Source organism: Pseudomonas sp. 10C3 (assembly GCF_036346185.1).
In the GTDB taxonomy this organism is placed as follows: Bacteria; Pseudomonadota; Gammaproteobacteria; order Pseudomonadales; family Pseudomonadaceae; genus Aquipseudomonas.
Window position 1 is genome coordinate 96,585 of sequence record NZ_JASJVE010000019.1, and the last position, 26,242, is coordinate 122,826.

Genomic DNA, 26,242 nt, shown 5'->3' on the forward strand with positions numbered 1-26,242 from the left:
GCAAGGAGTCAGATTGGGTCAGTGACATCTCGGCTAGTGGGTCAATTCGGCATCGGCGCCAACAGCTTGGCGTGATACGTCGAGTGAAAGCTTCGCTCAGCGTGGCTGTAGTCATCGAACCAGGCGTAATGCGCGATACTGATGGGGAAGAGCAGTTTGGCTTCAAAAAGGCGAGTGCGGTTTTTCATGTTTACGGTTTTGCCGATCTTGAACCCGTGGTCTGAGCGGATCACGTAAACAAAACCAGGCGTCGCAACGGTGGAGGGTGTCGCCATGGGTGCCGGAGGTGCAGGGAACTTTTCGACGAGAATTCAGAATTTCGTGCGCTTTATCGGTACGTGAATCGTGAGTCACATGCTGACGCGGTTATTCTTACGAATTTCGGGGAAATTGATCCGACTCAGTGCGTCGCACGATCCAGAGATGTGTTCGTGAAAACTGAATTCGAGGAGTATTTCGGCAAAATGAAGGGCTAAGACCTATTTACTACCGCAATAGCTATGAAACTTATGGATCCAAAGACCTTCTTGCGCCGACAATCTCCCTGCCAACAACGGGCTTCGATAAGCATCTTGAACATTGGATTGCGTATTGCCCGCTTTTTAGCGCGTTTACTTGTCTTCGATTGGCCTGCTAGTAATTGCGCCAGATCCTCCAAGGACTATTCATCGCATGGATTCATCGCCTCCACTGAAAGCCCTTATCTTTGATCTGGAGGCAGTTCCCCCGACAGACAATCAGGCTGCCCGAATTATCAAGCTAGGTGCCTTGAGGCCTGACACCGGAGAGACGTTGGAACTCAACACCTCTCGCAACCTAGTCGATGCTTTGGCCCAGCTGGATCAGCTCTCAGAAGGCGCCACTTGGGTGCTGGGGCATAACGTTATCGATCATGACCTCCCTTTGCTAAAGACGAATGCACCAGGGCTCGCATTGCACGACTTGGGTGTGATCGACACTCTGCGATTATCTCCGCTCGCCTTCCCGCGCAATCCGTACCATCGGTTGATCAAGGACTATAAACTCATCAGGGAGAGTCTGAATTCACCTTTGGCGGACTGTCACTCCACCTTGACTTTGTTTCAGGATCAGAAAGCCGCCTTTGCTCAATTGTGGACGGCAGATCCTAAGGAACTGCGATGCTATCAGAGCCTGGTCGCGCCTTCAGGCAGTGATCTGGAAGCCGTATTTTTTGATGCAACCCAACTACCGCCGCTTGCGCGAAACGAGCTGTCAATCGCTATCCAGGATCTGCTGCGTGAGTCGGATCCGATGTATGAGCGAGACCTGAAGGTCTGCCGTACCCGCCTGACGAAACTGCTCGATCATGATTTGTCTGACAGCGAGATGCACTGGCCGGTGGCGTATGCATTGGCTTGGCTGCGCGTGTCCGGCGGCAATTCGGTTCTTGCCCCCTGGGTGCGGTATCAATTTCCGGCAGTGACTCAGTTGATTGCTGAGTTGCGCGATGTGCCATGCGGCAATTCGGACTGTCAGTACTGCAATACGACCCATAATCCTCGTAGTGAGTTGAAGCGCTATTTTGGTTTCCCTGATTTCCGGTACGAGAAGGACGGGGAGAGCTTGCAATACGAGGTTGTACTGGCCGGTATGCGCGGTGAAAACGTCCTCGCGATTCTCGCTACAGGCGGGGGGAAATCACTTTGTTACCAGTTGCCGGCGCTTAATCGTTACCACCGAAATGGTAGCCTGACAGTGATTGTCTCGCCGTTGCAGTCACTGATGAAAGACCAAGTGGACGGTTTGCTGGAGCGAAACGTCCAGTGCGCTGCTAGCCTCAACGGGATGCTCACTATGCCCGAGCGAGCAAATGTCCTTGAGAAAATTCAGATGGGGGACGTCGGGATACTTTTGGTCTCCCCTGAGCAGTTCCGGAACAAGGCGTTTCGCAGCGCAATCAAGCAGCGGCAGATCGGTGCGTGGATTTTCGATGAGGCGCACTGCCTGTCAAAATGGGGTAACGACTTCCGCCCGGACTACCTCTATGCCTCACGATTCATTAGGGAATATCACAGTGGTCAGCCGTACGCTCCCATTGGTTGTTTCACTGCCACAGCGAAGCCGGATGTTCTGGCTGACATACGAGCCCACTTCAAGGACGGACTAGGCATTACGTTTCAGGAGTTCCTTGGCTCCCACGAGCGTAATAACCTGAGTTTTTCGGTATTGCCATGCACTCGCGCGGAAAAGTGGCCCAGGGTGCATCATCTTCTTGATGACAACCTAGGCAGTCGGGAAGGCGGCGCGGTCATCTTTGTCTCAAGCCGTAAGAGCGCCGAGGAACTCTCGGAGTTCCTCGTAGGGCAGAGTTGGCCTTGTAAACATTTCCATGCGGGTCTTGCGCCAAATGAGAAAGCGGATATCCAAGACGACTTCAAGAGCGGCAAGCTCAGGGTCATTGTGGCTACGAATGCCTTCGGTATGGGCGTGGACAAGTCCGACATTCGATTGGTCGTGCACGCAGACATACCTGGGTCTTTGGAAAATTACCTCCAAGAGGCTGGTCGGGCGGGTCGAGATCAGGACGATGCCCAGTGCGTGTTGCTCTACGATCCGCAGGACATCGAAACCCAGTTTGGATTGAGCGAGCGCTCGAAGCTGAGTCTGCGAGATATCCAGCAAATCCTGCGCAAACTGCGGTTCGAGAGTAGTAAACGCAAGGGTGGCGAGCTTGTCATCACTGCTGGCGAAATCCTGATGGACGCTTCGGTGGAGACGAGCTTTGCCGCTGAAGACCGGGACGCCGAAACCAAGGTGACAACGGCTGTCGCCTGGCTGGAGCGAAGTGAATATCTCAAGCGTGAAGAAAACCAGACCCGCATTTTTCCTGCGCGGCCAGGTCTTACTGCGCAGGAAGCCGAGCAACGTCTAGTGAAGGCCAATTTGCCTGATCGTCGCCTGGCCGAGTTTAAAGCCATCCTCACCTTCATTTATGAGGCTGGCGCTGATGAGCGTATCAACACCGACCAACTGATCGCACTGACCGCTCAGTCTCATGAGGAAGTCGCGGGCATCCTGAAACAGATGGAGCAGATGGGTCTTCTTATCAACGACTCACAGCTGACTCTCTACGTAAGACACGGTATCGCTGGGTCTTCCATGCAGCGCCTTGGTCAAACGTTAAGCCTCGAGAAGGCCCTGTTCGAACTATTGCCGGAGCTGGCACCCGACGCGGAGCAAGGAGGCTGGCAAGACCTCAATCTCACGCCACTGACCACGGGTCTGCGAATTGCAACAGGGCAGAAGGACTTACTGCCGTTGCATGTGCTCAAGCTCCTGCGCAGCCTCGCCCAAGATCGTGATGGCGAAAGCCAGCAGCGAAGCAGTTTTGAGCTTCAACCGATAAATCGTGACTACCTGAAGATTCACATCAGCGGCGGCTATACGTGGGCAAAAATAGAGGCTTTCGGTAAGAAACGCCGTGTTATCGCTAGCAAAATCATGGATTTTCTAATCGACAGACTTGCGCCTGGGGCTCGGAGCAAGGATCTGCTGATTGAGACAACTTTCGGCCAGCTTGTCGGGGTAATTGAAGGGGATCTCGAGCTTTCTCAATTGATACCAACGCCACAGCGCCGCAAGGCTGTGGAGCATGTACTGCTCTATTTGCATCAGCAGGAAGTGATCATTCTGAACCACGGGATGACTGTGATGCGGCGTGCAATGACGATTGAGGTCAATGCGGAGAAGAAAGGTAGTTACCTCAAGGATGATTATTTACGGCTCGACGAACACTATCGCGAAAAATGTATTCAGGTTCACGTCATGCGTGAGTACGCCGAGCATGGCCTCAAGGAAATGGCACATGCCTTGCGCCTAGTGTTCGACTATTTTAGCCAATCCAAGAGGGACTTCATCCAGACCCACTTCCCGGGGCGCGAAGATGTCCTGAAACTCGCAACGAGCGAAGACTCCTGGAAGTCTATCGTGCATGCGCTAAGCGCCAGCCAAAGGCTAGTGGTGGCCGACAATGACGATCAAAACCGCCTGGTGCTCGCGGGGCCTGGTTCTGGCAAGACGCGGGTCATCGTTCACAGGATCGCCTACCTGTTGCGTGTAAGGCGCGTACCGGCCAGTAGCATCATCGCTCTGGCCTTCAATCGCCACGCAGCCACCGAAATCCGACGACGCCTGCTCACTTTGGTTGGCGCGGATGCCTATGGCGTCAGTGTCATGACCTATCACGGGATGTCCATGCGGCTGACTGGGACTCGATTCGAACGCGGAGAAGTCGTCGATGAGGAAAAGCTCAAGCTAGTAATCGAGAGTGCCGTGAGGTTGTTGGAAGAGGGCGGGAAGGGTGATGGTGATGATGACCTGTGCGAACAACTGCTGCGAGGTTACCGCTACATCATGGTCGACGAGTACCAGGACATCGACGAGATGCAGTATCGCCTTGTCAGTGCGTTGTCTGGTCGCAATGCAGAGGAAGACGGGCAGCTCTGCATTCTCGCAGTCGGAGATGACGACCAGAATATCTACGATTTTCGCGACACCAATGATCGCTATATCGAAAAATTTTGTGAGGAATATGGCGCTCGAATTAGCTATCTGGTCGAGAACTATCGTTCCAGCTTGAACATCATCAATGCCTCAAACAGCGTGATAGGCGTTAACCCCGACCGACTTAAACTCGAGCACCCCATCCGAATCGACAAGGCACGAGTCGAGTTACCAACTGGCGGTCATTGGGAGGTTCGAGACCCTCAGCGTCAGGGACGAGTGCTTCGGATACAATTTCCAAGCAGTGATCGGAAGATGGGTAATCTCCAGGCCCAAGCGGTCGCGCAAGAGATGCGGCGCCTGATTAATCTGGAAGATGAGCCTGGATGGAATAACTGTGCGGTGCTCGCAAGAAACCATGCCTACCTCAAGCCTCTGCGAGCGTGGTGCGAGCTAAACGACGTCCCTTATTTTCTGGCCGCTGACAAGGAGACGGGATTGCAAGTTATGCGTCAGCGAGGGTTCGTCAGGGTTGTGAATGCCCTGCGTATCTGTGAATTACCGCTAACCCCCAGCAGTGCTCTGCACATGCTAACGCCTCATTTGATGGATGAGCATTGGGCTATTTTCTTTGATACAGCGTTCATGCACCTCACCGTGGAGGTTGGGGATTGTCAGCTATCTGGACGTGCCGTCGTTGACTGGCTCTACGAGTATGCCCGGGAGCTTCGTCATCAACCCCGAAAAGGGCTTTATCTCGGCACCGTCCATTCGGCTAAGGGCCTGGAGTTCCGCCATGTGGGTCTCCTCGACAGCGGTTGGTTGGACAGCCCGCAAAAAATTAACGATGAACGTCGGCTGTATTACGTCGGAATGACCCGGGCTGAAGAAACATTGACCCTCTGCGAATTTTCCTCTGGCAACCCCTTCAGCCGTCAGGTTTCGGGGGCCGTCTTGAAAAGCAATTTTGTAGGTGAACACGATGCTCGACTTGATAAGGGTTACAAGCAGCTCTCGCTCAAAGAGATAGACCTGAGTTATGCCGGCCGCGAACATCCTGATTCCGGTATCCATGCCGCGATTGCCGATTTGAGGCCAAACGATCCTCTGTTCCTGAAACCCGATCATGAACGTTTCCTGATCCTGGACGGACAGGGCAGGGAGGTGGGCCGTACCTCCAAGGCGTTCACGCCAGGTATCGACATTGAGCAATGCCAGGTGGCCGGGATTCTCGTGCGATACACGGAAGATAATGGAGAAGAATACCGGGCAGGCATGAAAGTCGATACTTGGGAGGTCGTGGTGCCAAGGATAAGCGGTAGATCGCTCTGATCTCCAGATGCTGGGCATGGCCTAATGGTTTGGTGATTATTTGAAGAACACCCCGTTCGAAATGTCCGCAGGACATTTCCGACTGACGACGTTCGTTTGATGACAAAGGCAGCGGTGGAAGCGGTAGACCGAGTTTTCAGGCCCGGTTTCAAATACAGTAAGGCCGAGGTGCTCCTGCTTAACCTTTGCCAAAAAGGCGAATACACGGATGACCTTTTTTCGATCTCCCAGCCCGAAGCGACCGAGAAAGTGATGGGCGTGTTGGACGCAATAAATGGGAGGTGGGGTAGGGGGACGATGCGCTTGGCGAGCGTGCCTGTGGATCCGGACTGGGGTATGCGGCGGGAGATGATGAGTCAGAGTTTTACGACGCGGGTTGATCAGCTTTGGACGGTTTACTGCAAGTGAGGCGACCTTCGCCATCGGCAGAGCGCCGCCGACGATGAAGAGGGATAGTCTGAATTATTCCAAATTAAGGCCCAGCGATAATTATTGCTGAGCCATGATTTTTTGGCCCGCATGGATGGTGTTAGAGGAGAACTCAAAATTACATCCTGACGAGCGCTGCCGCAGACGGCCAACAACAGGTCAGGCCTAGGCGCTTTACCCAACACACTGCGAGCAGTCAAAACGGGTTTACACCAGCGTGCGAGACAGAAGGGTATTTGCCGTTGCACTTGTAGGGTAACCGTCGATGCCTACTGCACTTGCGTTGTAGGTAACGTCAGCGCGGACGAACTGCCTGAGACGTCTCCAGTCCTGATGGTTCAGGCAGTCGATATAGCCCTGGTAGATTTCGACCAGCTCCTTTCTTGTCATAGGTTTCTCTCCATACGTGGGTTTGAAGTAGCCTATCGGAATTCATCATCAGCGGTTATTGCGCAAGATGGAAAAATTCAATGCCGCAGCTAAACAAAGCCACGCAAGGTAAGGAAATAGAATCAAGCCAGTGATCACGTCAAGCTGCATTGCCATCACCACCATTGCAGCGGCCACAAGCCAGAGTAATGTCAGGATCAACATGCTGGCGAAGATTTGGTGCGCGCCGAAGAACACCGGTGTCCACAGCGTATTAAGCGCAATCTGCGCCGCCCATAAAGCCAGCACCACCTGACTTCCAGGTATCAAAGTTAACCGGTATCCGGCCCAAGCGAGCAACAGATAGATAATCGACCAGGCGACGGGAAACAGCCATTTGGGTGGCGTGAAGCTCGGTTTAGCGAGAGATTCATACCACTGGCCAGGTTTGAAAAGAATGCCTGTGCTCGCCGCAGCACCACATGCTAGTAGAAATATAAGAAAGGTCATCACTTGTCCTTGGCTGAGGTCAGCTATCTGAGGATGCAAATCCTTGTCGGCAGTATCAAAGAGAAGATGCCTGATGAAGCGGAAAGTTTAAATGGATGGATGACATTTTCGGGTCACCGAAAGTGAGCCCGTCGATGAAGCGAAAAATTTACATAGACTGTCTTGCTGATACCGAGCAGTCGATCCTTACCACCAGAGTTGTGTTGCCTCGGTGTCAGTCCCAGCGAGGCGGCAAAATGTCGGCCATTGGCAAACTGACGGGCATCACCGAGAGCGACGATGAGCGCGGTGGTGTTGGCGCCGACGCAGATTGCTCCAGTTGCCGAGATGTCACTGGCCCAGTCTGTTCTTCGCGAACCATTGCCGTTGCTGAATGTGTGTAGATTTGGAGGTGGGTTAGTCTTGCTTCAGCACTTGGGTCAATTCGGCGTCGACGTCAACAACATTATCACTCTCCTAGGCCCGTCGAGACTCATATTATTTATCAGTCTCTGCGTACGCTATGTGGCGCGGCCGGGCCTGTAATACTTATAAAACGAGATCCAGCCTTTCGCACTAACTGGCGCCACTCGCCATCGCTGATAAGCCCCTCTATTTCCATCTTGTCTGCAACCTTTAACAGCTCGTGGTACTGCTGCTCAGCGTTCATCCAAGTTGCTGGGTGCTCAAGGATCCTACCCCACGAGGCCAGCGCCCGCGTTCTTAGCTCACCCATACAACATCAACCCCTTGAAGCGTGATATCAGATAGCCACTACACATAAAAAGTCCAGACATCTCTTCACTCTTCGCTACGTAACCGTCCGCCCAACACACGTTCCCGACCCCAACACTTAGGGCAATGATTCCAAATCAATCCAAAGCGGACACCTGAAATGCCCATACCGGCACAGTCGCATTAGTTTTGGCTAGGGTCAGTTATCCCACCATGCGTCTCGAAGCGTGTTTGCCTGCGATAAAAGGCGTGAATTGCCCACACCACCCCTACAAATAGCAACCCTGTCCCAAGCGCCTCCATAGGAGAGGGCCAGCGTTGGTTGATGAGCAGGCCCATCGTAGTTGCATAAATGGTTTCGCTGGCGATCAATTGCCCGCTTAGAGCCAGAGGTAGGCGCCGAGTCGCGATTGACCATGCCCAGGCACCTGCAAGGGTGGCCCCTAACCCCTGAATTAACCCACAGATTATTAGCGCCTGAGTGCCTGCTAACCCGCTTGGATGGCTAGCGAAGTGGGACAGTTTCAAGTACAGCCCAACTGGGATGAAGGCCAGCATTTCGACGCTGCACATGAAGATCAGCATGGCTGACCACAACATGGGAGATATGCTTGGGCGTTGAGCCAAAGCACTTTCATTTAACAATCCAAAACCAGTCCAAAATCCAATTGCCATTAACGATGCGAGCAGCCCAAGCAGTATCGAACCGGTCGGGAGCACCACCGTTGCGCTGCTAAAATCAAACACGCTCAGGTTGACCAAACTTATGCCCAATGCCGCCATCAGCAGTGGCCCGGCAATGGCGCGCCAGGGCACGCTGGAGCTTCGCATGTTGCCGGTAATCGCGAGCACGATCGGTACTGACCCCATCATCACCGGAGGGATCACCGGCCCAGCAGCCAAGACCGCAGTGGTAATCAGAAAGAAGTAACCGATGTATCCCAAGAAGCCCAGCAGTGCGGCGCAGGCCCAGTCACTCAGTCGCAATTTCCGCACTTCGCTACGGTAAACAAACAGCACTAGCAGGCTACCTAAACCGGCAAAGGCATAGCTCACCACAGCCAGATCAAAAAGGCTGTAATCGCCGACCAGCCCAGGAAAGATGTAGAGCAGCGACCAGGAAAAAGTGGCGGCAATGGCCGCTAATAAGCCTAGGGTCATACGCTCTGCTCCTGCTGGCCCTGCTTCCGGATCCAGCAATGAGCTACGTGCCGGGCAGTGTCGAATACCCGCACGTCCTGGCCCATGGCGCCGCTGACAAAACTGCCCTCCAGCAAGATAAACAGCCCCTCAGCAACTACGTCAGGGTCGCTTATACCGGCGCTCATGGCCAATGCAGTAAGATTTTCGCGTATCCCTTGCTTATGCCTGCTCACTGCCAAATGCACAGGGTGGCTAAACTGGGGAAATTCAGCCGCGCTGTTGACGAATAAGCACCCGCGCCCGCTATCTTGCAAAAGAAAGCGTTGATACAAATCGAAAAACGCGAGCATGCCACTGACCGGGTCAGGATGCCCTGCCAAAGTGCGCGCTACCTCTTCACGCCAGCGTCGGTCACGCTCCTCAAGGCAAGCGACTATCAGCGCATCCTTGGAGGGGAAATGGCTGTATAGCGTCATTTTGGTAACACCCGCCATCGCGGCGATGGCCATCACACCAGTAATGTATATACCTTGTGACAGAAACAGCTTCAGCGCTGAGTCAATCAAGCGCTCACGGGTATTGTCCAATTTAAGGCACTCCGGCATAAGGGACGGAGTTGACTATACTGACCGGTAAGATTTGGGTGCGTCCAATTACGACCTGAATCATGGCCGCTACGACACAGACCGCAGCAGGCCAACGCAGCAGTAAATCTTAGGATTTGGCCAATCAGGAAGTTCGCTACGCTAGCTAGGCGCCCCCTGCATCAGCTTGGATAAACGGACGCCCATTTATGCGGCAGCAGCTCGGTAATTTCATTCGCCCGCTGCGTCGGCAGTCGCGTGAGAACATTCTTCAGGTAGGCATATGGATCATGTCCATTAAGTCGCGCCGACTGGATCAAACTCATGATCGCAGCCGCCCGTTTTCTGATGCGTAGCGATCCGGCAAACAACAAATTCGAACGCCCAAGGGCCCACGGCCGGATCTGGTTGTCGGGTAGTCAGACGCGGTCACCCGCATCCAACCCCCTAAGAACCGTGCATGCGAGTTTCCCTGCACACGGCTCAAGCCTCTGCGAAGGCGCTGTTAATAGAGGGCCTTACGCGGCCTCAAGGTAAGCCTCCAGCCCAGCCACCTTTACGCGGTGGCTGTTCTCAAAGGCAGCAGCTCATCCAGCCGGCTATTCGGCCAGGTCGGCAACTTCTCCAACGTATCTTTCAACCACGCACTCGGCTCGATACCGTTCAATTTGGCTGTCGCCAGCAAACTCTGGATCGCCGCCGCCCGCCGACCCGCGCGCTCTGACCCGGTAAACAACCAATTCTTCTTACCGACAGCGATCGGCCGAATGACGTTCTCGACGGGATTATTATCAATGGGCAAGTCACCGCTCAGCGCGTAGCGCGACAGCGCTGGCCAGCGCTTGAGGCTGTAATCCATGGCTTTGGCCAGGCTGCCACCATTGGCCACGCCTTGACGAGTCGATTGCAACCAGTCGTGCAGCGATTGCAACTTGGGGTCTGCTTCTTGAGCGCGCAGTTGTTGCCGCTGTTCTGTGTCGAGTTTGCTGCCGCGCCCTTCGATCTCGTAAAGCTCGGCGATCCTTCGCAGTGCCTCAGCGGCCACTGGGCTCTGATTGGCCGCATGCAGTTCGAAGAACTTGCGCCGTGCGTGGGCCATGCAGCCGACTTCGGTAACCCCCAAGCCAAACAACGCCTTGTAACCGGCATAGTCGTCGACCACCAGATGACCTTTCCAGCCATCCAGAAACGCGCGCGCATGCGCACCGCTGCGCCCGGTTTGATAGTCGAACACGGCGAGGCCCGGCCCTTCATCCAGGTCGTTGCTGCGGTAGGCCCACAGATAGGCCCGTTTGGTTTTCCCCTTGCCCGGATCAAGCTGCTGCACCGGTGTTTCGTCGGCATGCAGAATCAAACGCTGGCGCAACAGTTCGGCCAGTCGATCCGCCAGCGGTTGCAGGGCAAAACCATAGCGGCCAATCCACTCCGATAAGGTCGAACGCGCCAGAATGACGCCGTCACGACTGGCAATCTGTTCAAGCCGATACAGCGGCAAATGATCGAGATACTTGCTGATCAAGATCCAGGCAATCAAACCGGGGGCTGCCATACCACCGTCGATGACAGCCGGTGCAACGTCGGCGGAGACAATCCTTTCGCAAGGACGGCAGGCGTACTTGCTGCGAATATGGCGGTGGACGAAGAACTTCGCGGGTTCGACATCGAGCTGCTCGGTGATGTCCTCACCGATTTTCACCAAGGCACCACCACACTGGCCGCACACGCAGACTTCGGGTTCGTGATGATGTTCGATGCGCGGCAGATGTTCCGGCAGCGCCTGACGCCCGGCTCGCGGACGCTGAACCCGCAGTTCAGGCACTTGCACCTCGACTTCAGCCTCGATGGCGGCGCAGTCGGCGTCCATGGTTTCGTGAAACAGATCGCGCTGCTCGGGCGACAGGGCTTCGTTCTTGACGCCGAAACGGATGCGCTTGTATTGAGCGAGTTCGAAGGTCAGCGCCTGGATTTTCAGAGCGTCAAGCTCAACTCTGGCGCGCAACCTCTTCGCTTCTGCCTGGAGCGGCAAAAGCTCGGCGACGAGCTGTTCCCGCAGTGCGGGATCGAGGTTCAGGGCGGTGAGTTTGTCAGAAAAAGGCATGGGCGGATTTTACTGGAAACACCCCCGTCATGCCTGAGATCGAGCGGTTCTAACGCGTTTTTTTTTACACCTGCCACTGGTGGATCGGACGCGCTTCCAGGCGCTGCCAGTCCACTCCTGTGATCAGCCATTGCCACTGGGCCTGGGTCAGCGTGAAGGTTTTGTCACCCTTGCTCGGCCAAACGAAAGACCCTTGATGCAAGCGCCGCTGGCTCAGCCAGACGCCAGTGCCATCCCATTGTAAAAGCTTGAGCCGAGTGCCTCGGCGGTTGCGAAACGCATAGGCCGTGCCGTCACATGGCGAGCGCCCCAGCGTTTGTTGAAGGCGTGATGAAAGGCCATCTATACCCAGACGCATGTCCATGGGATCGAGCACCAGCCAGACTTGATCAGGCAACACCATCACACCATCTCTCGCAGCAATCGCGCCAGCCAAGCGGGTTCGACCGAAGGCGACAAAACCAACTGCCAACCGTTGGCATGGCGCAGCAGTACTTCAGTCGTGCCAATGGGTTTACTGACTTTGACGGGAACTAAGGTCAGGGTATCGCTGGCTCGCTCGTGGATTCTTACGCGATAGCCAAACGCTTTGGTTTTAAGGCTATGTAGCTGGCAGTAAGCGACTTGAGTGAGGCCGCTGACCTGCCACTGTTCAATGTGTTTTGCCCAGAAAACACGGCGTGACTGAAGTGATTTCATCAGAGTGTCCCTTGAAAACCACAACATCTCAGAACGCAGGATCAGATTACAGGTGGCTGGGCTGGAGGCTTACGCCTCAAGTATCAATGCAGGAGGAAATATCACAGGCGCTGAAACTGTGTTCTCGCTCCAAGGCAGCCGTTGTCGAGATGTTCAGTGATTTACGCATGGGGCGTGCAATTGAGCTGGAGGGCATCGGCGGACTGGTTGAGGACATATCCAATTCGTTACTGCGTAATTCCCATGCGCTGATCAGTGTGGCGCGCTTGAAGCAGTCCGACGTATAACCGATACCAACGCGAAGGTTTCGAGGTCGTCACCACGGTCGATGGGGGCGTATACGTCGTTGCTCACTGGCTTTTTGAAAATGTTGCTTTAGACAGGTTCGACAGGGTTCATTGATGTCGTCCAGGGGCGTTTGTGTATCAAAAAATCGAAGGTAAAGGGAAGTAGAAATGGCTATCCCGAGAAGCATTCTGGATGCCCAAAATATTGATTTTGGCGTCAACGTCACTGGGTACCTGTGCTGCACCGAATTCCAACCGCCGTGTTTGATAGGCATTGTTTTTACAGACGCACGGGGCCGCTTTGCGGATGGAAGAAGGATCCGTACGTCCAAGATCGAAAAAGTCTTTCAGCTCCAGGGCTATCTGCTCTGCGAGACGTTTAGCGGCAGGCATGGGACTCCCCTCGATGCGTCAAGCAAGTTCCGTTCCTCCCAATCGCGCCTGGAATAAAAAAGGCTCCTTCCGGAGCCTTCTCTTTCAAAAAATAGCTATAGCGAGTCAGTAAAAAATACCGAACAGATCACCATGGTCTACGAATTGACGCGAGTCGCATAGAACCTGCTCCAAAAGGAGGGGTCGCGCGCTGCTTTCTTGGCGTACCAAGGATCGGAGCAGTATGCATCTCTTAAACGTAGTGATCCCCGCGCTCGCCTTTCCGCCTCCTGCAAGGTAATGACTCCAGCTTCCAAAAACTGGTTCCAATAGCTGTCTTCCTTCAGAATCGCAGAAGGTTTTTGCGTGGAAGTCATAGTAGGCATGGGTTATCTCCGGCACAACGCTTACAAGGGATGCTATTACAGTCTCTATCATGTGCTGGATGTTGTCCAGCGTCTGCCCTCTCACCCATCTGAGTGGAGGTACTCCTAAGCGTTCACAACCAGTGATCTGGTCAGGATGGGGAGCGAGATGATCTGTACTCCCGTACTTGATTGCAGAGCATAACATGTTGTCAAGGCGTCGACGAAGCGCCAAGTCAGACAGCCCGTCGGGATCTCCGACGAACGTGAGACCATTATTGTTGGCAAAGGTCGCAACAGCTGCATAGATTGAAGATCCACCGAGACCGGGATTGCTCTCTGAGACGTCTAGCCAGGTTTCGATGGAATTTACGTAAACATTAAAGAAAATATCTCTTTGAGCGGTTTTGAAAGCGAAATCGTAGCGAAACGTCTCAGGTCGATCTTCCACTGCATGGATGCTGTCCAGGGTTGAACCCGGCATGAAGCGCTCCACGACTTGCATGAGGTTTTTTTCTCCGGATCGCGGGTTGAAAAAAAGATCCTCCTCTCTTGACAGCACCAAAAGCCACTCGACTGCAAAAGCCCCATTTTCTCTAGTAGCCATTCTCAACCTGCTCATGCGATCGGAGCAAAAGCCCAGTAATTTCATGCCGTGATACGGCGGAGGCTATGCTTCGCGCTCTAGGCTGATTTTTCTTCAGGTACGTTCATTCCATACGGCTCACGCTGGCTATCGCCTGTACAACTCCGTAGCCTCGGAAGCCTATATTATTCGATAGGTTCGGGCGATGCCGTACGAAATTGGAGCCGATAATTTTAAGACGAAGGGGATGATTACGGAACGGTGCCGTTGAGCCTGGCAGGAGCAAATTGCGTAGAGTCTTGAGCGATGCTCTTGGGGAATTTGCTGAGTTACATTCCCGAGCTTCGATAAATTCAAAAAACCGGTGATCAATGCGCAGTAGAAATGACGGAATTTCAATCGGGCTGGTAATTATTTTTGCTGCTGCGGCCTTTATTACTTATGAAGTCTGGCAGTTTTCAGAGGCATTGCATGTGTCCTTTGACGCCGGGTCAGCAATTTTCGGTTGGACGGTTGCTGCTGCCGTATTTTTATTAGTGATCCATTTCAGCGCTGGTTTTGGAGTTATACCTCTGGAGCTTACTTGGCCAATTGCGCTTGGAATGATCTTTCGAGGTTTCTGGCCAGCGATCAAGGAGTGGGGTGAGAAGATTCCTGTTCTCCATGGCAGTGAATTTGCTGGACTCGCATGGTGGGCAGAGTGGTACACGTTGTGGCCGATATTGATTGCTCTTGTTGTGGGCGGGTACGGGTTCAGCTCATCTTTCGATCGACGTTACTGATTCAGCATCATTCTTGGAGCAATGACGTTCATGCCATTAGTGAATGTCATCGTCTCCCCAAACGGCACGCTTACAAGCCGAGTTCGCCTCCCAGTTTGCTTTCCCATAGATACTCAGGAAGCCAGTCTGGAGGGCAGCGTCGCAGGGCCGCCAAGGTCAAAAGGTGCCAGACCTGTTGTTCGATGTATTGCGCGCCCTCACCAGAAAAACCGGGCATGAGTCGTAGCGGTCTCAATACCTGCCTGAGTACCTTCACCACTCCGCGAGGATAGCGACCTCGTCCGCTGCTATCGCTCAGCGGTACAAATAAAAATCCGTCGAATCGAGCAAGGCTCCCGCTCACGATGCTTTTCGCCCAGGCCCTAATCTCCTTTTTGCTCATTCGCGAGGCGAGCGTCCACCATATCAGCTCTACATCTTCGACCTCAAAATCGCCTGGCTGCGAGCATTGAGAGTCTTCATCCCCGGGTTCCTGTCCATGCGATCGGGGCCAGGGGCGAGAGGGTTGGCGGGGTGGATGCTCGTTCATATAGCCTTTTGGAGGTGAGTAGGTGAGGCATTCGTGAGAAGGGTGGCATGTTGAGCTCGACGTCATGAAAGACCTAGCAATCCGCGTTGTTGGAGGTCAATTGCTTATTGGTCAATCGACCGGCGCCACAGACTTTGATAAGTATTCCAGAAATTTTCGACCCTCATCAATCTTCTGTAGCGTTTCAATTTCTGTGACAAGTCCGTAGGAGCTATATAAACCCGTGATCGTGTATTTTTCAGTGGGTGTGGTGACAACCTTAGTTATGTCTTTAAAGTCTCCACGCAACTTGGTGTAGACCTGAAGGGTGATAGCCAGATATTCCCGGAGCTTGGCAATATTTTCATGCGCCCCAGCATCGGCCAGCGCATTGGAACCTGTCCCTGTCTTGGTGCCACTAAGCCTGTCTTTTAGGAGATTGAGCTGAGCATTGAGGCTGGCTATTTTGAGCATGGCGCTCTCGGAAACGGCCTCAGGCTGTTCAAGAGTCCCTCGGCTGTGCTCAAACATTGCGCTGACAAGACGCCTATAGCCCTCATTACGAAGCAGTGTGACATAGCTGAAAGGGCGCACGACCTTGTTGTAAAACGGTGTGGAGGGGTCTCCTGCTTTCGCAGCACGAATCTCGGAAATGATGGCCGCCAGTGCCTTACAGTAATCTGTAAGATTACTGTAATTCTTAGCATCGACTACACGTAACGTGTGCTCGATGATCTTTTCGATATGCGCAGATCGTTCGGCAACGTATCGATCAAACGTCGAAGGTTTCCTGGGGCGGGGCACATTGGATTTATTTTTCATTTATCTGCCAACCAGCCTCAGGCGACCATCTGGATCAGTTTGGGAGCATCGTTAGCGACTGTCGCCAGCCGCTTGATCGCTTCGTGTTCTCCAGTGCTTGCTGCATAGAGCTCGAATACATCGATAGCTCCAGATTTCACCATGCTGGAAATCTGCAGGGCGACTTTCGATGCCAAGGGTAATGAGTTGTCTTCACCAATGCCCAGCAGGGCTGAAAGATTTCCTTCTCTCATGAGTAACGCGTGGCGCAGGTGGGAAAGGCGAATGTTTAAATCTTCGCTACTGGTGTCGGGAAAGTTCTGGACATCAATCAGCCGCTTAAGCAATCGCTCTTCACCGGGCAAATCCAGCTTGTTGTAGTGCACGACAATTTCCTCCTTGTTTTTCACCATCAGCTCTTGATCCAGCCCGCTTTCGTACATCTGGACGAGCTGATGCTCAATTGCTTCCAGGAGACATGCTTCTCTGGCGAAACGATCATTTTCCTGCTCCAGTTGTTCAAGCTCGGTTCGTGTCCGGGCTTCAGGTTTGCGGGTCAAGTATCTTTCAATGACTTTCAAGCTGCCCACCATTAGCTCTTTGTACTTGTCTTTTCTGGCTGAAACGGCGGGGAGGTGAGCGACACCCCTTATGGCGTACGGACAAGCTGAGCAACAGTTGACCTCACCGAAAAGATCGATCACTTCCTTTGGACACGTGTTGTTGAACGGGCAAATGTGCGTGTGATTGAAAGCGAGCTCGCTAACTTCCTGAGCGATGATGCGATCCAGCCCTGTGTCCATCTCCCGCTTGGCGTTCGACAGACTCATCAAACGGTGCTTGGTGATTGCCGCTACCGGGTTTTGCGCAATGTCGTCGTGCAGCGTTCGATTGATCTTCGCAATCGCTTGCGCCAGTTCAGGAAAATCGCCTGCAGTGAGCTTGTCTTGGTTGCTCATAAGGGCACTGCAGAGCATCTGCTGGTGTGTCATACCTAAGTCATTTTCGTCGAACACCGAATAGTAAGAGACCAATGGCTCAGACTGCCCGGTCAACCACTGGCCGACGATGCTAGGCGGAAGAAATTTGATGGCTTCCGAGACAAACCCTGCGCGCAGACCATGAGGGGTATAATCACTCGTCAGCGTACTTGCAGTGACTGAAGTGAGTCCGGCAATCGAGTTGTCAGTGATGTAAACGGGTTCGTCCGGCTCGCCTGGCAGCGATTTTGTCCAGACAAGATCGGGCACATTTTGGTCACCCAGTTCAGACTTGATGAAGTACTGTAGGCACAGCAAGAGCAGACGATATGCGTCGTAGTTGGCCCAACTGCTTGGAGTGAGTGGGAGTCTGAAGAGTGGCCTATATTGGCCAAATTTTGATCCTTTATTTAAATTGTACCAAATCTTTTGTTTATAATCGGATGAAGTGCAGCGGCGATACCACGCATACTGCCTGTCTAAAAGAGCTATTACCCTACTTGATACGATAGCAGTCCATTCGCCATGAGCCTTATCGCTACTAATCAATAGAGGCGCAAGTGGTCTGCGTACCGGGCGCTCCACGTAGTTACCGTAGCGATCTACGTCCAGCCAAAGAAGGTGCTGCTGTCGAATGCCGGTTTCGCACATAAGCTGAGTCACGCGAACGTCATTCATGATGATACGCGGCTCTACCTTGCCGTTAATCTCAATGTCCGAGATTCGGTAGAATCGCGGGATATATTTGAATGGCCGTGGTTTTCCCTCGTAGTAGAAAATGGGAGAATAATTCAACGCCGAAAAATCCAGGCAAGCGCAGTTCATACCTTCAATGCCCCACAGGCCAGCCCAGTCAGAGCTGTGACTGAGCTCACTTATATTGGGACACTTCAAGACTCCCGCAACAACTCCATTCGTGGTGCCGTCTGCCATATCGTTCAAGTGCATCGTCAGGTACTCCAGAGAATCCAGCATACTCACGAAGGTAGAAAAGTAGGGTCGTGGTATCGGTTTTTTAATGGTGCCCCAGCGTTTCTGTAGTTTCGGATAAGAATCCGGAGAAAAGCTGTTGCGTACCCGATCGCAGTTGGGGATTAGCTCTGACTGAGAGATGATATAGTCGAAAAACCCCTCAATAGGATAGATTCGTTGGTAATGCGTATCAGATGTCCATTGATTTAAGTCCACCAAAGTCTCAATCAGATGAAGTAACGTTTCGGGAGGCTCTTTTTCAAATACAGCTAGATCCTTTAATAAATCATGATCTGCGGTGATATACAGTGCGCAAGTGAAATCATTGAACGTGGTGGGGTATTGTTCAAGATGTCCATCTCGATTCATGAAGAACTTATAAAGATATGGGCCGCAGTAGGCGATCAGAAAATAAAGAGATGATTTGTGGTTTTTGACGTTTTCAAGGCGCCTTGATCTCAGAAATGCTTGATAGGTAGAGGAAATCATTTTACAAAAGTTAATGACCTTGTCCGGCAAAAGCGTTAATCCGCCTGGTAGTGCATCATCGCCATCGATCTTGAATGCTTTGTTCATGTCACGTGCATCATTAAATATGTTCGCAAAGCTTGCGATGCTGTGAATGTCTCCCTCTAAGTATTCAAGAGTTTTGTAAGTCATCTTGTCGCGAGCCGTTGAGGATGTTTTACTCTTGAAAACTGGGTCGTTGAGTTTGCGGGCTTGCAAGAGCTGCGCACGGCTATCTTCAAGGATATTATGGACAGTATCCCGCATTAATGGATCGTTTGAAGTTTCTGCCACAAACAGTGAGAAGTCATCAGTATAGTATCGTGCTAGTTCAGACTTATAGCCAAAGCTTCTAAGCTTCAGGTCGCGCACCGTTTCTGCATTAAAGTTTTGAGTGTTATATAGATTTGATGCTAGGAGTATCCTGAGCCAGTAGGTGGCCCTTAGGTCACGATTTTTCTCAGTCATAGCGCCGGTATATCCAAGCGACGATACCGGGTTAATAGCACGGACTTGTACAAGGAGAGGGCATGTTTCGACCTGTTCCCGAATCATTTCATCTACAATCAAATCACAGTTGATCGGACTCGACCAACCAAGTGGCAGAATTATCTGTTTTTCTATCCAGAGACGCAGGAAAGCGATTTTCATTATGGAGCAGAGCTGGGGGATTCTTGCCTTCGGGAAGCTTGGAATAATCTCTTTTACAATAGCTTCCCTCTGATCATTTGCTGAAAAGCAACACGTCAGTAGCTTTTCTACTTGGAGTCTGTGCACTCCAAGGAAGGGCCGAGAGCCCAGGTCGTTGAGTGCAAGAAGGGCTTCCCGGTGCCGACCACCGCTAACGCTGTTATGAAGCCTCCAGAACCGGTGCCTGACATCGATCATAGCCAAGTCAAACGCAGGGCCGACTTTTTTCTTTGGAATGAGCCACATGGGGTCGGTGTGAGATGGATTGATCATGCGGCCTCCAAGGCGAGTTGCTGAAGTTGTTTGATTTCTTGTTGATGAAACGCGATGCGCGCTTCAAGAACGGATTTCGGCCCGCCTGTAAGGCGTGCAAGGTTTGCGGCTGCTAATGTTGCTTGGAGCAAGTGAGCGTCTTGGCGGGCGTAACGTTTAGTGGTTTTACTGAGCTTGTGTCCCATCAGTTTCTGGACGGTGTTCAGGTCGAGTCCGTATCGTCGGTTACTATGGGGATTAGGATTGGGGCAATGGTTAGTCAGGTAATAACCGTACATATGCCGCAGACTATGGAACCCATAGGCTTTTCCTGTCACCCGCAATGCAGCTTTGCGAAAACGCTCATAGAGAGCCTGGTAGCTATTATGCATGGGGTCGCCATTTTTCAAATTTCTGACGAGAAAGTCATGCGTAACGGGGGCAAGATAGTGCTGTTTGCGCAGCCCAGTTTTGTATTCCTCCAGTGCGATCCAAAACATGGACGCGAAGGGCTCTATCAAGAAAGTCTCAGGGTGGGCGCGGCCTTTATGCGGGAGTGAGTTGATTTCGCTCTCGGACAAGTATTTGATCAGCACGTTGCGTCGAGTGGTCGGATCAACGATCAGAACCCGGTTAAATTCTGACTCCACCTCAGGTTTGATATCCTTCCAAAGCATGGTGAGCGCTTCTGAAACACGCGCTCCGCAAGCAGCCAACAAGCTCCACAGCATTCTGTCCCGGCGGCACGTCGTGCTCTGGATAAGCTCCATGCACTTGTCGATTGGGAACGCAAACTCATCGCCCCCGTACATGTCCGTATTGGCGAGCGACGAAGGCTTGGATATCGAAGAGAGCCCCTTGCGTTTCACCCGGCGCGCACCACCCGCCAGACACCCTGCCAGCCAACTGTTCGCTTTGATCGCAGCGCGGACATTTTTTGGTGATTCGATACTGACGGTCTGGGCTAAGGAAAACCCTGATAACGACTTGGACGCGATGTACCCTTGAATTTCCAGCTCAATCAAACCCAGGCGCAAGCGTTCGCTGGCATCAATAAAATGATTGAGTGCTGCAAGTGCAACACCGACTGAACTTCCCGAAAGGTGTCGATCTCCCAGTACGTAGGCTGCTTTTTGAATCATTGGAATATCACTGTCGGTTCCGAACACCAGAAAGCTTTCGTAGCTATCAATGGTCTGCGCAAGAAGGATAGGAGTGAGCCCTTTCTCCTGATAGGTAATTTGTTGGAGAAGCTCTAGAAATACCTTGTTGTATTCAGAATAGATTTTCGTGGTTCGTTTAGATCTTTTTTTACTCAGCTGATGAGACCAGCTGTCAAAGAAATCGTCCTGTAACTGATCACTCGAAATAAGCCTGTAACTCTGCCGACCATTCCTCTCGGTGGGAATGAGTGTAATTGGCGGGGGCAGGCTCAGCGCCTTTTCAGGTGGATGAAGTTTCATATCTGGCTCCAGTACTGCAGGGATAGCCAAATAGTTACATGAGAGATTACAAACATGCAACTGCCCGCTGCTGCATTCTTTACTATGTATACTTGGTATACAAGTGTGTCAGGTATATATTCTTATCATTGATATATAACACTATATATCAATGATAATATTCTTTCCAAGTGGTACCTTTTGGAAAAGGGGCGTGTTTTGGGGCAAAGGATGCCCATCTTGGAGGCTTGTCCCTCTGCGTTAGCGATGGGCTGAGCCGAAAGCCGCATTGGGAAGTGCTGTTCTGTTAGCCGGAGATCGATGTAAGGTCGGCGTGTCAAGGGGGTGTAAAATAAATAAATATTTGTGTTTGGAGGGACTGGGAATACACCTTTCGAAGGTGGTTGGCTGCATGCTTAGGAAGAGGTAGCCCGAGGAAATGTGGTTTTAAGGTGTAGTGGCCAACTCGTTCTGTAATGACACTGGGGAATCAGGGGGACTTGAATCATCCATGCCTCTGATGATTGATGCTGAAACCCTACTGTCTCTGCTGTCTGACGTCGACACTGCCAAGATCGACGTCGTCACGTCGTCACGTCGTTGCGCTTATCGCGCCAACGAACAGCCCCGCGACGCGCAAACTGAGCAGTTCTTGAAGGGCTATCAAGCGGCATATCGCTTTTAACATCAGGCTGACGCGATACGTTCCAGCAGTTCTCTCAGTAACGCTGACTCTCCGAGGCTCAGTACATGCACCTCGCCGAGGCTTGCTTTAAGCCCGGATGCGAATGCAGGTGCTTTTCGAGCTTGACCCAATTCAGATATCTCAGGAAGCTCAGGTTGCAGGAGGGGGCTCACTGCCTTTAGAGCGAGCCAGCTGGTGTCAGTCGAGCGACTAGTTTTATGAAGGCAGGTGAAAATCATGCCGACACAGAAGGGATGAATAAACTCGATGGCTTGTTTTTCACCCACGCGCAAGCGGCCAGACTTGGCAACCTGCTGTACCCGTTCTCTCAGATAATCAATCTGGAGTTTCCAAAGGCCGGATACTTCACCGTTGCGGGGCATGCTGGTACGCAGATAGAGCTCTGGATGTCTTATTCCAAAAGCTATTAGAGCTTCAATCGCATCATAGAGGCCGTGGACGGGGTTAGCGGTTTTACCTTGTGCCGTTCGAAACGCGGCCCAGAGGTGAGTCGCCACTGAGTCCAGTAGCTCATCCATGTTCCCCACATGGTGATAGATCTGAGGGGCTTGAACACCGGCGCTTTTTGCAACGGCACGTACAGTGGCTGCACCAATACCTTCTTCCGAAATGATTTTCGCCGTGGTAGCGATGATGTGAGCGCCGAGGGCTGAATGTGGAGGGGTAGTCATGATCGTAGGAATTCAGGGCTTTCTGGCATGCTGGGGCTACGTGTTCGGGCTGCTTGAGAGGGCGAGGATGATACGTGCCGAGCGCTGGGTCGGCAATTGGCGCTTCTGCGTCGATGTCCGCGACGTAAGCAGAGGTTGGCTGAGTGGGATCTATTCAGTCTTTTATCGCTGTACCCAATCAGGTGTGGTGCGGCGACATCACTTACATGTGGGCTCAGGGGAAGTGACACTATCTGGCGGTCGTGCTGGATCTTTGCGCGCGCCGGGTGGTTGGCTGGGCGCTATCGGAAAAGCCGGACGCCGATCTGGTTATCAAGGCGCTGGATATGGCTTACGAGCAACGAGGAATGCCTCAGGGCCTGCTGTTTCACTCGGATCAAGGGTCGCCCAGTATGCGAGTCACTTATTTCGCCAGCGGCTGTGGCGTTATCGCATGCGCCAGAGCATGAGTCGCCGGGAAAATTGCTGGGACGCGCCGATGGAGCGCGTATTCCGCAGTTTGAAAACCGAATTGATACCGACTCTGGGTTACAGAACTGCCCAAGAAGCCCAGCGCGATATCAGCCACTTCTTGATACATCGGTACAACTGGGTTCGACCCCATCAATTCAACGGTGGGCTGGCGCCAGCTCGGGCCGAAGAAAAACTTAACGTCGTGTCCGGGATTAGTTGACCACTACAGTCAGCCACCGCATGTTCTCATTCATCATTGCTCTGGCTAGCCTCCGCCTGATTGGCTTGGATGGCTTTGGTCGCGGCCACTCCTCCTCGCTTGGTAAGGTCTATACCGATGACCTTGATGTCTTCAACGTTAGGAAACCTCGAAGCGATGGTCAACCAGTGTTCTTGCAATGCGGTTACTAGATCATTAAACCCGACCCGACCTTTGCTGGGCGACTCCCACGTGGCCTGACCTCCATGGTTCACCAGCAAAAAGATGCCACAGCTTGAGCTTACGTCGCGTAAGTAATCCCCGCAGAGCTGGTTCTCAAGCCGTTCGAAATGCCCGGAGCCGCTCCAGTTCTGCGAAAGCTTTAGTTCGACAGGTACGGGCGCGTAGGACAGGCTGTTCTGGAATCGATAATCAGGGCGCTTGTCATCGGCGAGCTGCTCTTCCTGTGGAACAACGTAGTGTCCTGCAGCGTGATCTCTCAACCACTTACCGATGAACTTCCGAATGGAGGTTTCCTGATTGGTCTGGAGCAGAATCTCTGCATAGCTCGAATCGCCATCTTCTAAATCGTGCTTTAAGTCCAGAAGACGATCAATCGCCAGGTTCCAGAGTTCACGATGGGTGGACGGCGTGCTTTCCAGCGACTCATGAAACTCGACGACCTTCGATGGTTCCCAAGGCGGCGTCTGCGAGTCGGCTGTAGCTTTCTGCTGAGCGTAGAATGCGCTCCAGGGACGTAATCGCTCGGCAGGGTGGGCCTGTGCGATTTCCTGCAATGCTAGGAATGATTCTTTCCCAGGCGTCTCCCGGATAAAAGCTAAAAGCCCATCACGAGCATTTTGGGCATCGTCCCTAAGTCCGGGGGAATAGACCCCTTTTCCTGCGCGGTCAATGTCTTCTGCAATTCGTATGTAGGTGTGCATCAGCAGATACAGCGCTTTTGCATGCTCAACCGTTTTGTAATTCTGCCGACAGCGTCTGGCAGTGCGGCTTCCAACAATGGCAATCAGGCAAAGCATGGCAAATTTGGCTTTTTCCTCATCTGACGATAACGAGTCGATGCGAGCTGCTAGTGCCGGGATAGCAAGCACCGGCTCCACTCCAACCCACACGGCGTACCAGGTCGGCGCAATCTCCGGATTTACCTCTTCTAAGGCACGCTTGCTGGCGAGCTCAGCCAGAACCTCATCATAGACAGACGAGTTCTGCACGATGCTCAGCACGAGCTGGAGCGACTCAAGGTCGCTGATGTGCTGTGCCAGCCGGGCCATGAGCGGAGCAGCTAGCTCCCCGTACATCCAGTCCCCGCCCCAGCGCAGTCTTTGTAGCACACGATTGCCGCCTGATTCCAAACGTGGCGAATCCAGCTCGTATTCGATTTCACGCGTTACGATTTCTTGGATAAGACGCGGGTACAGCCCGAAAAGTTTGGGAAGCCACTCCGGAAAGCCGTTCAGCTCAAGCAGCCCATAGCGAGCTGCGTACTCAGCGTTATCAGCGGACATCTGCGAGAAGCGGGATGGCTCCTCTTTTGCCTCAATAGCGAGCCCCGTCAACCCAAAAATCACATGATATGGGGTCGAATTGGCAGCAGCCCCCTTCGATGGCAGCGTTGGGCAATAGCCCCGCCAGAAATTAATAGCGCCGGCACGAAACGCTTGAGCAACAGGCATGCCGAACTCACTTATGAGCGACTGCCAATTACCGCTGCTCCAAGTATTTGAAGAGGATGAGCCCTCACGCATCTGTTCCATTAGATAAGCTTGGCTTTGAGTCATCACGCCTGGCTCGGGGTTGTTTATAAGTGCCACTTCATAGGCGAGCCCCTCCTGCCAAGAGCGACGACGCTCTGTCTCTTCAGCTTTTCGTTGGGCTGCTTCCCCTTTCCACTGAGCCTGCTTGATCTCCCACTCCTCGACTTCTCGCTTCGGTGGATTTAAAAGAATTTCGAGGTTCGCGCGAAGCTCGGCGTGGGACTCGGTGGCTTGCCGAAACTCGGGGCAGTGTCAGACTGCCGACATTCCGGGTCTAATCATCACATTCAGGTAGGTAATCACATGATTTTATAGATGTCGCTGAGCGTGCATTCAGCTGCGCACTTGGGGGCGTTTGGGGGGCTTGCATGGAGGGCCCGGTTTTGCTAACGTCTAGCGGATTAGATGCGTACGGAATAGTGGTCTAGAACTCCTATTAATAGGGGGTACCTTAGATAAGGGTTCGAATCCCATCGCCTCCGCCATATTTGTACCTAAAGGCCCCGTATTCCGGGGCCTTTTTGCATTCTGCGTTTTGTGTTTTTCCCGCGCGCTGCGTGAGTGCTAGCTCATCCGTGGTCTCTGATCCGTAGTGCAGTCTCCGATGAGATCGCTCGGAGCGCGCTCAACGTGCGTGAGATTTCCGAGCAGGCGTCTGCGGTCAGTGAGGTGCCCCGTCCTCTTTGTCGATGTATTAACTCGTGAATTAGCTTGCCCTCAAGCAGGCTGCAGACTGCCTGCCCAAACCTGCCCAGGTCCGGTAAGACATTACAAGGATTCGCGTTATGGAGTTGTCACTGGAAACGGTCGCCCTTTTCTCCCTCAAGCTGGCTTACGAGAAGGAAGGGGATAGTCCGATTTTGCGTCAAGACACGATAATGAGTGGGTATCAGAGGGACGAGTTCGGCTTGCTTGTGTGCAAAGGTGATATCGAAGCTATCCGGCTTAAAATCGATGAGTGTCTGGGGTTGGCATTGAAAGCTTTAGGCGGCACCGCCACGCCGCTAGGGCGCGAGCTTCAAAAGCTGACAGCTTGCTTTAGTTGCGCCGAGACGATGGGCGCGCTTGATGCCCCGTTGGCTGCGCTCAAGGACTACTTGAAAGACGTTCAGTAACGGGGCGTCCTCTAGTCATTCGTGTGGTGCGAGGAGCGGGGAGGACGCTCAGGCCTGTCATCTGTAGCGAGAGTCACTGGTACTCTTTATATGTACACGTTCTGGAGGCCGCCCCCGGTAATCGTTGAAAGGCCTTGTCATGCAGTTCTGCCGCATCGTCCGCCAGTTCAATCACCGCAGGATGTTGTCTGCGGCATGCAGACTGCCTTGATGCAGGTATGCGCTTCGTAATGATGCTTGTCAGGGAGGTACTGCTGGGTGTGCTTGATAGCGTGGGGAAGGGCTTCTGATAGCGTCATCCTAATATGTTGTATCTGTGTAGAAAAAAATGGGAAAGGTGGTTGACCGCTGATTTTAATCCTGTAGAATTCGCCTCCCGCTAACGAGAGACGTGAAGTTGATCGAAGCGCAAGTGGTTGAAGTTGCAAAGGAAACTT

The 26,242-nt window shown here is 52.8% G+C and carries 20 protein-coding genes and 4 pseudogenes; 6 read left to right on the top strand and 18 right to left on the bottom strand.

Annotated elements, in window-relative coordinates:
- Positions 1-41 precede the first annotated feature (41 nt).
- Positions 42-275 carry a GIY-YIG nuclease family protein gene (locus tag QN399_RS19255; RefSeq protein WP_323568289.1) on the bottom strand — a complete coding sequence of 78 codons (234 nt, stop codon included), beginning with the start codon at positions 273-275 and terminating at the stop codon, positions 42-44.
- A 397-nt stretch (positions 276-672) separates the two neighbouring features.
- On the opposite strand from QN399_RS19255, the gene QN399_RS19260 reads away from it, so the two are divergent.
- Positions 673-5,796, top strand: a complete 5,124-nt coding sequence (locus tag QN399_RS19260; protein WP_330201434.1) for a RecQ family ATP-dependent DNA helicase — start codon at positions 673-675, stop codon at positions 5,794-5,796.
- Positions 5,797-5,871: 75 nt separating this feature from the next.
- A pseudogene (locus QN399_RS19265) lies at positions 5,872-6,204 on the top strand (DUF4113 domain-containing protein); the annotation flags it as partial.
- 228 nt (positions 6,205-6,432) lie between these two features.
- Here QN399_RS19265 and QN399_RS19270 read toward each other — a convergent pair.
- The 11 genes and pseudogenes from QN399_RS19270 to QN399_RS19320 all read right to left on the bottom strand — a co-directional run bounded on the left by QN399_RS19270 (position 6,433) and on the right by QN399_RS19320 (position 13,973).
- Positions 6,433-6,615: a hypothetical protein gene (locus QN399_RS19270; protein ID WP_322178509.1), complete on the bottom strand. Its 183-nt coding sequence runs from the start codon at positions 6,613-6,615 to the stop codon at positions 6,433-6,435.
- Between the two features lie 48 nt (positions 6,616-6,663).
- Positions 6,664-7,104 carry a TspO/MBR family protein gene (locus QN399_RS19275; protein WP_322178510.1) on the bottom strand — a complete coding sequence of 147 codons (441 nt, stop codon included), beginning with the start codon at positions 7,102-7,104 and terminating at the stop codon, positions 6,664-6,666.
- Between the two features lie 161 nt (positions 7,105-7,265).
- Positions 7,266-7,394, bottom strand: a pseudogene (locus QN399_RS19280) (transposase); the annotation flags it as partial.
- A gap of 607 nt (positions 7,395-8,001) precedes the next feature.
- Entirely contained in the window at positions 8,002-8,979 is a 978-nt protein-coding gene (locus QN399_RS19285) for a DMT family transporter (RefSeq protein ID WP_322178511.1), read from the bottom strand.
- Positions 8,976-9,548: a TetR/AcrR family transcriptional regulator gene (locus tag QN399_RS19290; protein ID WP_322178512.1), complete on the bottom strand. Its 573-nt coding sequence runs from the start codon at positions 9,546-9,548 to the stop codon at positions 8,976-8,978. Before QN399_RS19290 ends, QN399_RS19285 begins: the two co-directional genes overlap by 4 nt.
- Before the next feature lie 179 nt (positions 9,549-9,727).
- Positions 9,728-9,958 (bottom strand): annotated as a pseudogene (locus QN399_RS19295) (transposase domain-containing protein); the annotation flags it as partial.
- A gap of 143 nt (positions 9,959-10,101) precedes the next feature.
- Positions 10,102-11,643, bottom strand: a complete 1,542-nt coding sequence (locus QN399_RS19300; RefSeq protein WP_330201435.1) for an IS66 family transposase — start codon at positions 11,641-11,643, stop codon at positions 10,102-10,104.
- 64 nt (positions 11,644-11,707) lie between these two features.
- On the bottom strand, positions 11,708-12,046 hold the full coding sequence (gene tnpB, locus QN399_RS19305; RefSeq protein ID WP_330201436.1) for an IS66 family insertion sequence element accessory protein TnpB: 339 nt from the start codon (positions 12,044-12,046) through the stop codon (positions 11,708-11,710).
- Entirely contained in the window at positions 12,046-12,342 is a 297-nt protein-coding gene (locus QN399_RS19310; protein WP_322178515.1) for a hypothetical protein, read from the bottom strand. Before QN399_RS19310 ends, tnpB begins: the two co-directional genes overlap by 1 nt.
- Before the next feature lie 425 nt (positions 12,343-12,767).
- The gene (locus QN399_RS19315) at positions 12,768-13,022 is read right to left on the bottom strand and encodes a hypothetical protein (protein ID WP_322178516.1); all 255 of its coding nucleotides are present in this window, start codon (positions 13,020-13,022) and stop codon (positions 12,768-12,770) included.
- A 105-nt stretch (positions 13,023-13,127) separates the two neighbouring features.
- Positions 13,128-13,973, bottom strand: a complete 846-nt coding sequence (locus tag QN399_RS19320) for a hypothetical protein (protein WP_322178517.1) — start codon at positions 13,971-13,973, stop codon at positions 13,128-13,130.
- A 350-nt stretch (positions 13,974-14,323) separates the two neighbouring features.
- Between QN399_RS19320 and QN399_RS19325 the strand changes: the two genes are divergently transcribed.
- The gene (locus QN399_RS19325; protein WP_322178518.1) at positions 14,324-14,734 is read left to right on the top strand and encodes a hypothetical protein; all 411 of its coding nucleotides are present in this window, start codon (positions 14,324-14,326) and stop codon (positions 14,732-14,734) included.
- A gap of 640 nt (positions 14,735-15,374) precedes the next feature.
- Here QN399_RS19325 and QN399_RS19330 read toward each other — a convergent pair.
- The 3 genes from QN399_RS19330 to QN399_RS19340 are packed head-to-tail and all read right to left on the bottom strand — an operon-like array spanning position 15,375 to position 20,907.
- On the bottom strand, positions 15,375-16,064 hold the full coding sequence (locus QN399_RS19330; RefSeq protein WP_322178519.1) for a hypothetical protein: 690 nt from the start codon (positions 16,062-16,064) through the stop codon (positions 15,375-15,377).
- A 17-nt stretch (positions 16,065-16,081) separates the two neighbouring features.
- Positions 16,082-19,465 (bottom strand): hypothetical protein, encoded by a 3,384-nt coding sequence (locus QN399_RS19335; RefSeq protein ID WP_322178520.1) that lies wholly within the window; start codon positions 19,463-19,465, stop codon positions 16,082-16,084.
- Positions 19,462-20,907 (bottom strand): site-specific integrase, encoded by a 1,446-nt coding sequence (locus tag QN399_RS19340; protein ID WP_322178521.1) that lies wholly within the window; start codon positions 20,905-20,907, stop codon positions 19,462-19,464. Before QN399_RS19340 ends, QN399_RS19335 begins: the two co-directional genes overlap by 4 nt.
- 490 nt (positions 20,908-21,397) lie before the next feature.
- On the opposite strand from QN399_RS19340, the gene QN399_RS19345 reads away from it, so the two are divergent.
- Positions 21,398-21,571, top strand: a complete 174-nt coding sequence (locus QN399_RS19345) for a hypothetical protein (RefSeq protein ID WP_330201437.1) — start codon at positions 21,398-21,400, stop codon at positions 21,569-21,571.
- Between the two features lie 2 nt (positions 21,572-21,573).
- On the opposite strand, the gene QN399_RS19350 is transcribed toward QN399_RS19345, so the two are convergent.
- Positions 21,574-22,263: a helix-turn-helix domain-containing protein gene (locus tag QN399_RS19350; protein WP_322178522.1), complete on the bottom strand. Its 690-nt coding sequence runs from the start codon at positions 22,261-22,263 to the stop codon at positions 21,574-21,576.
- Positions 22,264-22,436: 173 nt separating this feature from the next.
- Between QN399_RS19350 and QN399_RS19355 the strand changes: the two are divergent.
- A pseudogene (locus tag QN399_RS19355) lies at positions 22,437-22,936 on the top strand (IS3 family transposase); the annotation flags it as partial.
- Between the two features lie 26 nt (positions 22,937-22,962).
- Here QN399_RS19355 and QN399_RS19360 read toward each other — a convergent pair.
- Positions 22,963-24,714 (bottom strand): hypothetical protein, encoded by a 1,752-nt coding sequence (locus tag QN399_RS19360; protein ID WP_330201440.1) that lies wholly within the window; start codon positions 24,712-24,714, stop codon positions 22,963-22,965.
- A gap of 761 nt (positions 24,715-25,475) precedes the next feature.
- Between QN399_RS19360 and QN399_RS19365 the strand changes: the two genes are divergently transcribed.
- Positions 25,476-25,805 (top strand): hypothetical protein, encoded by a 330-nt coding sequence (locus QN399_RS19365; RefSeq protein ID WP_322178524.1) that lies wholly within the window; start codon positions 25,476-25,478, stop codon positions 25,803-25,805.
- Positions 25,806-25,972: 167 nt separating this feature from the next.
- Here the strand turns inward: QN399_RS19365 and QN399_RS19370 are convergent.
- On the bottom strand, positions 25,973-26,242 hold a 270-nt coding region (locus tag QN399_RS19370; protein ID WP_323566282.1), incomplete at its 5' end, for a hypothetical protein.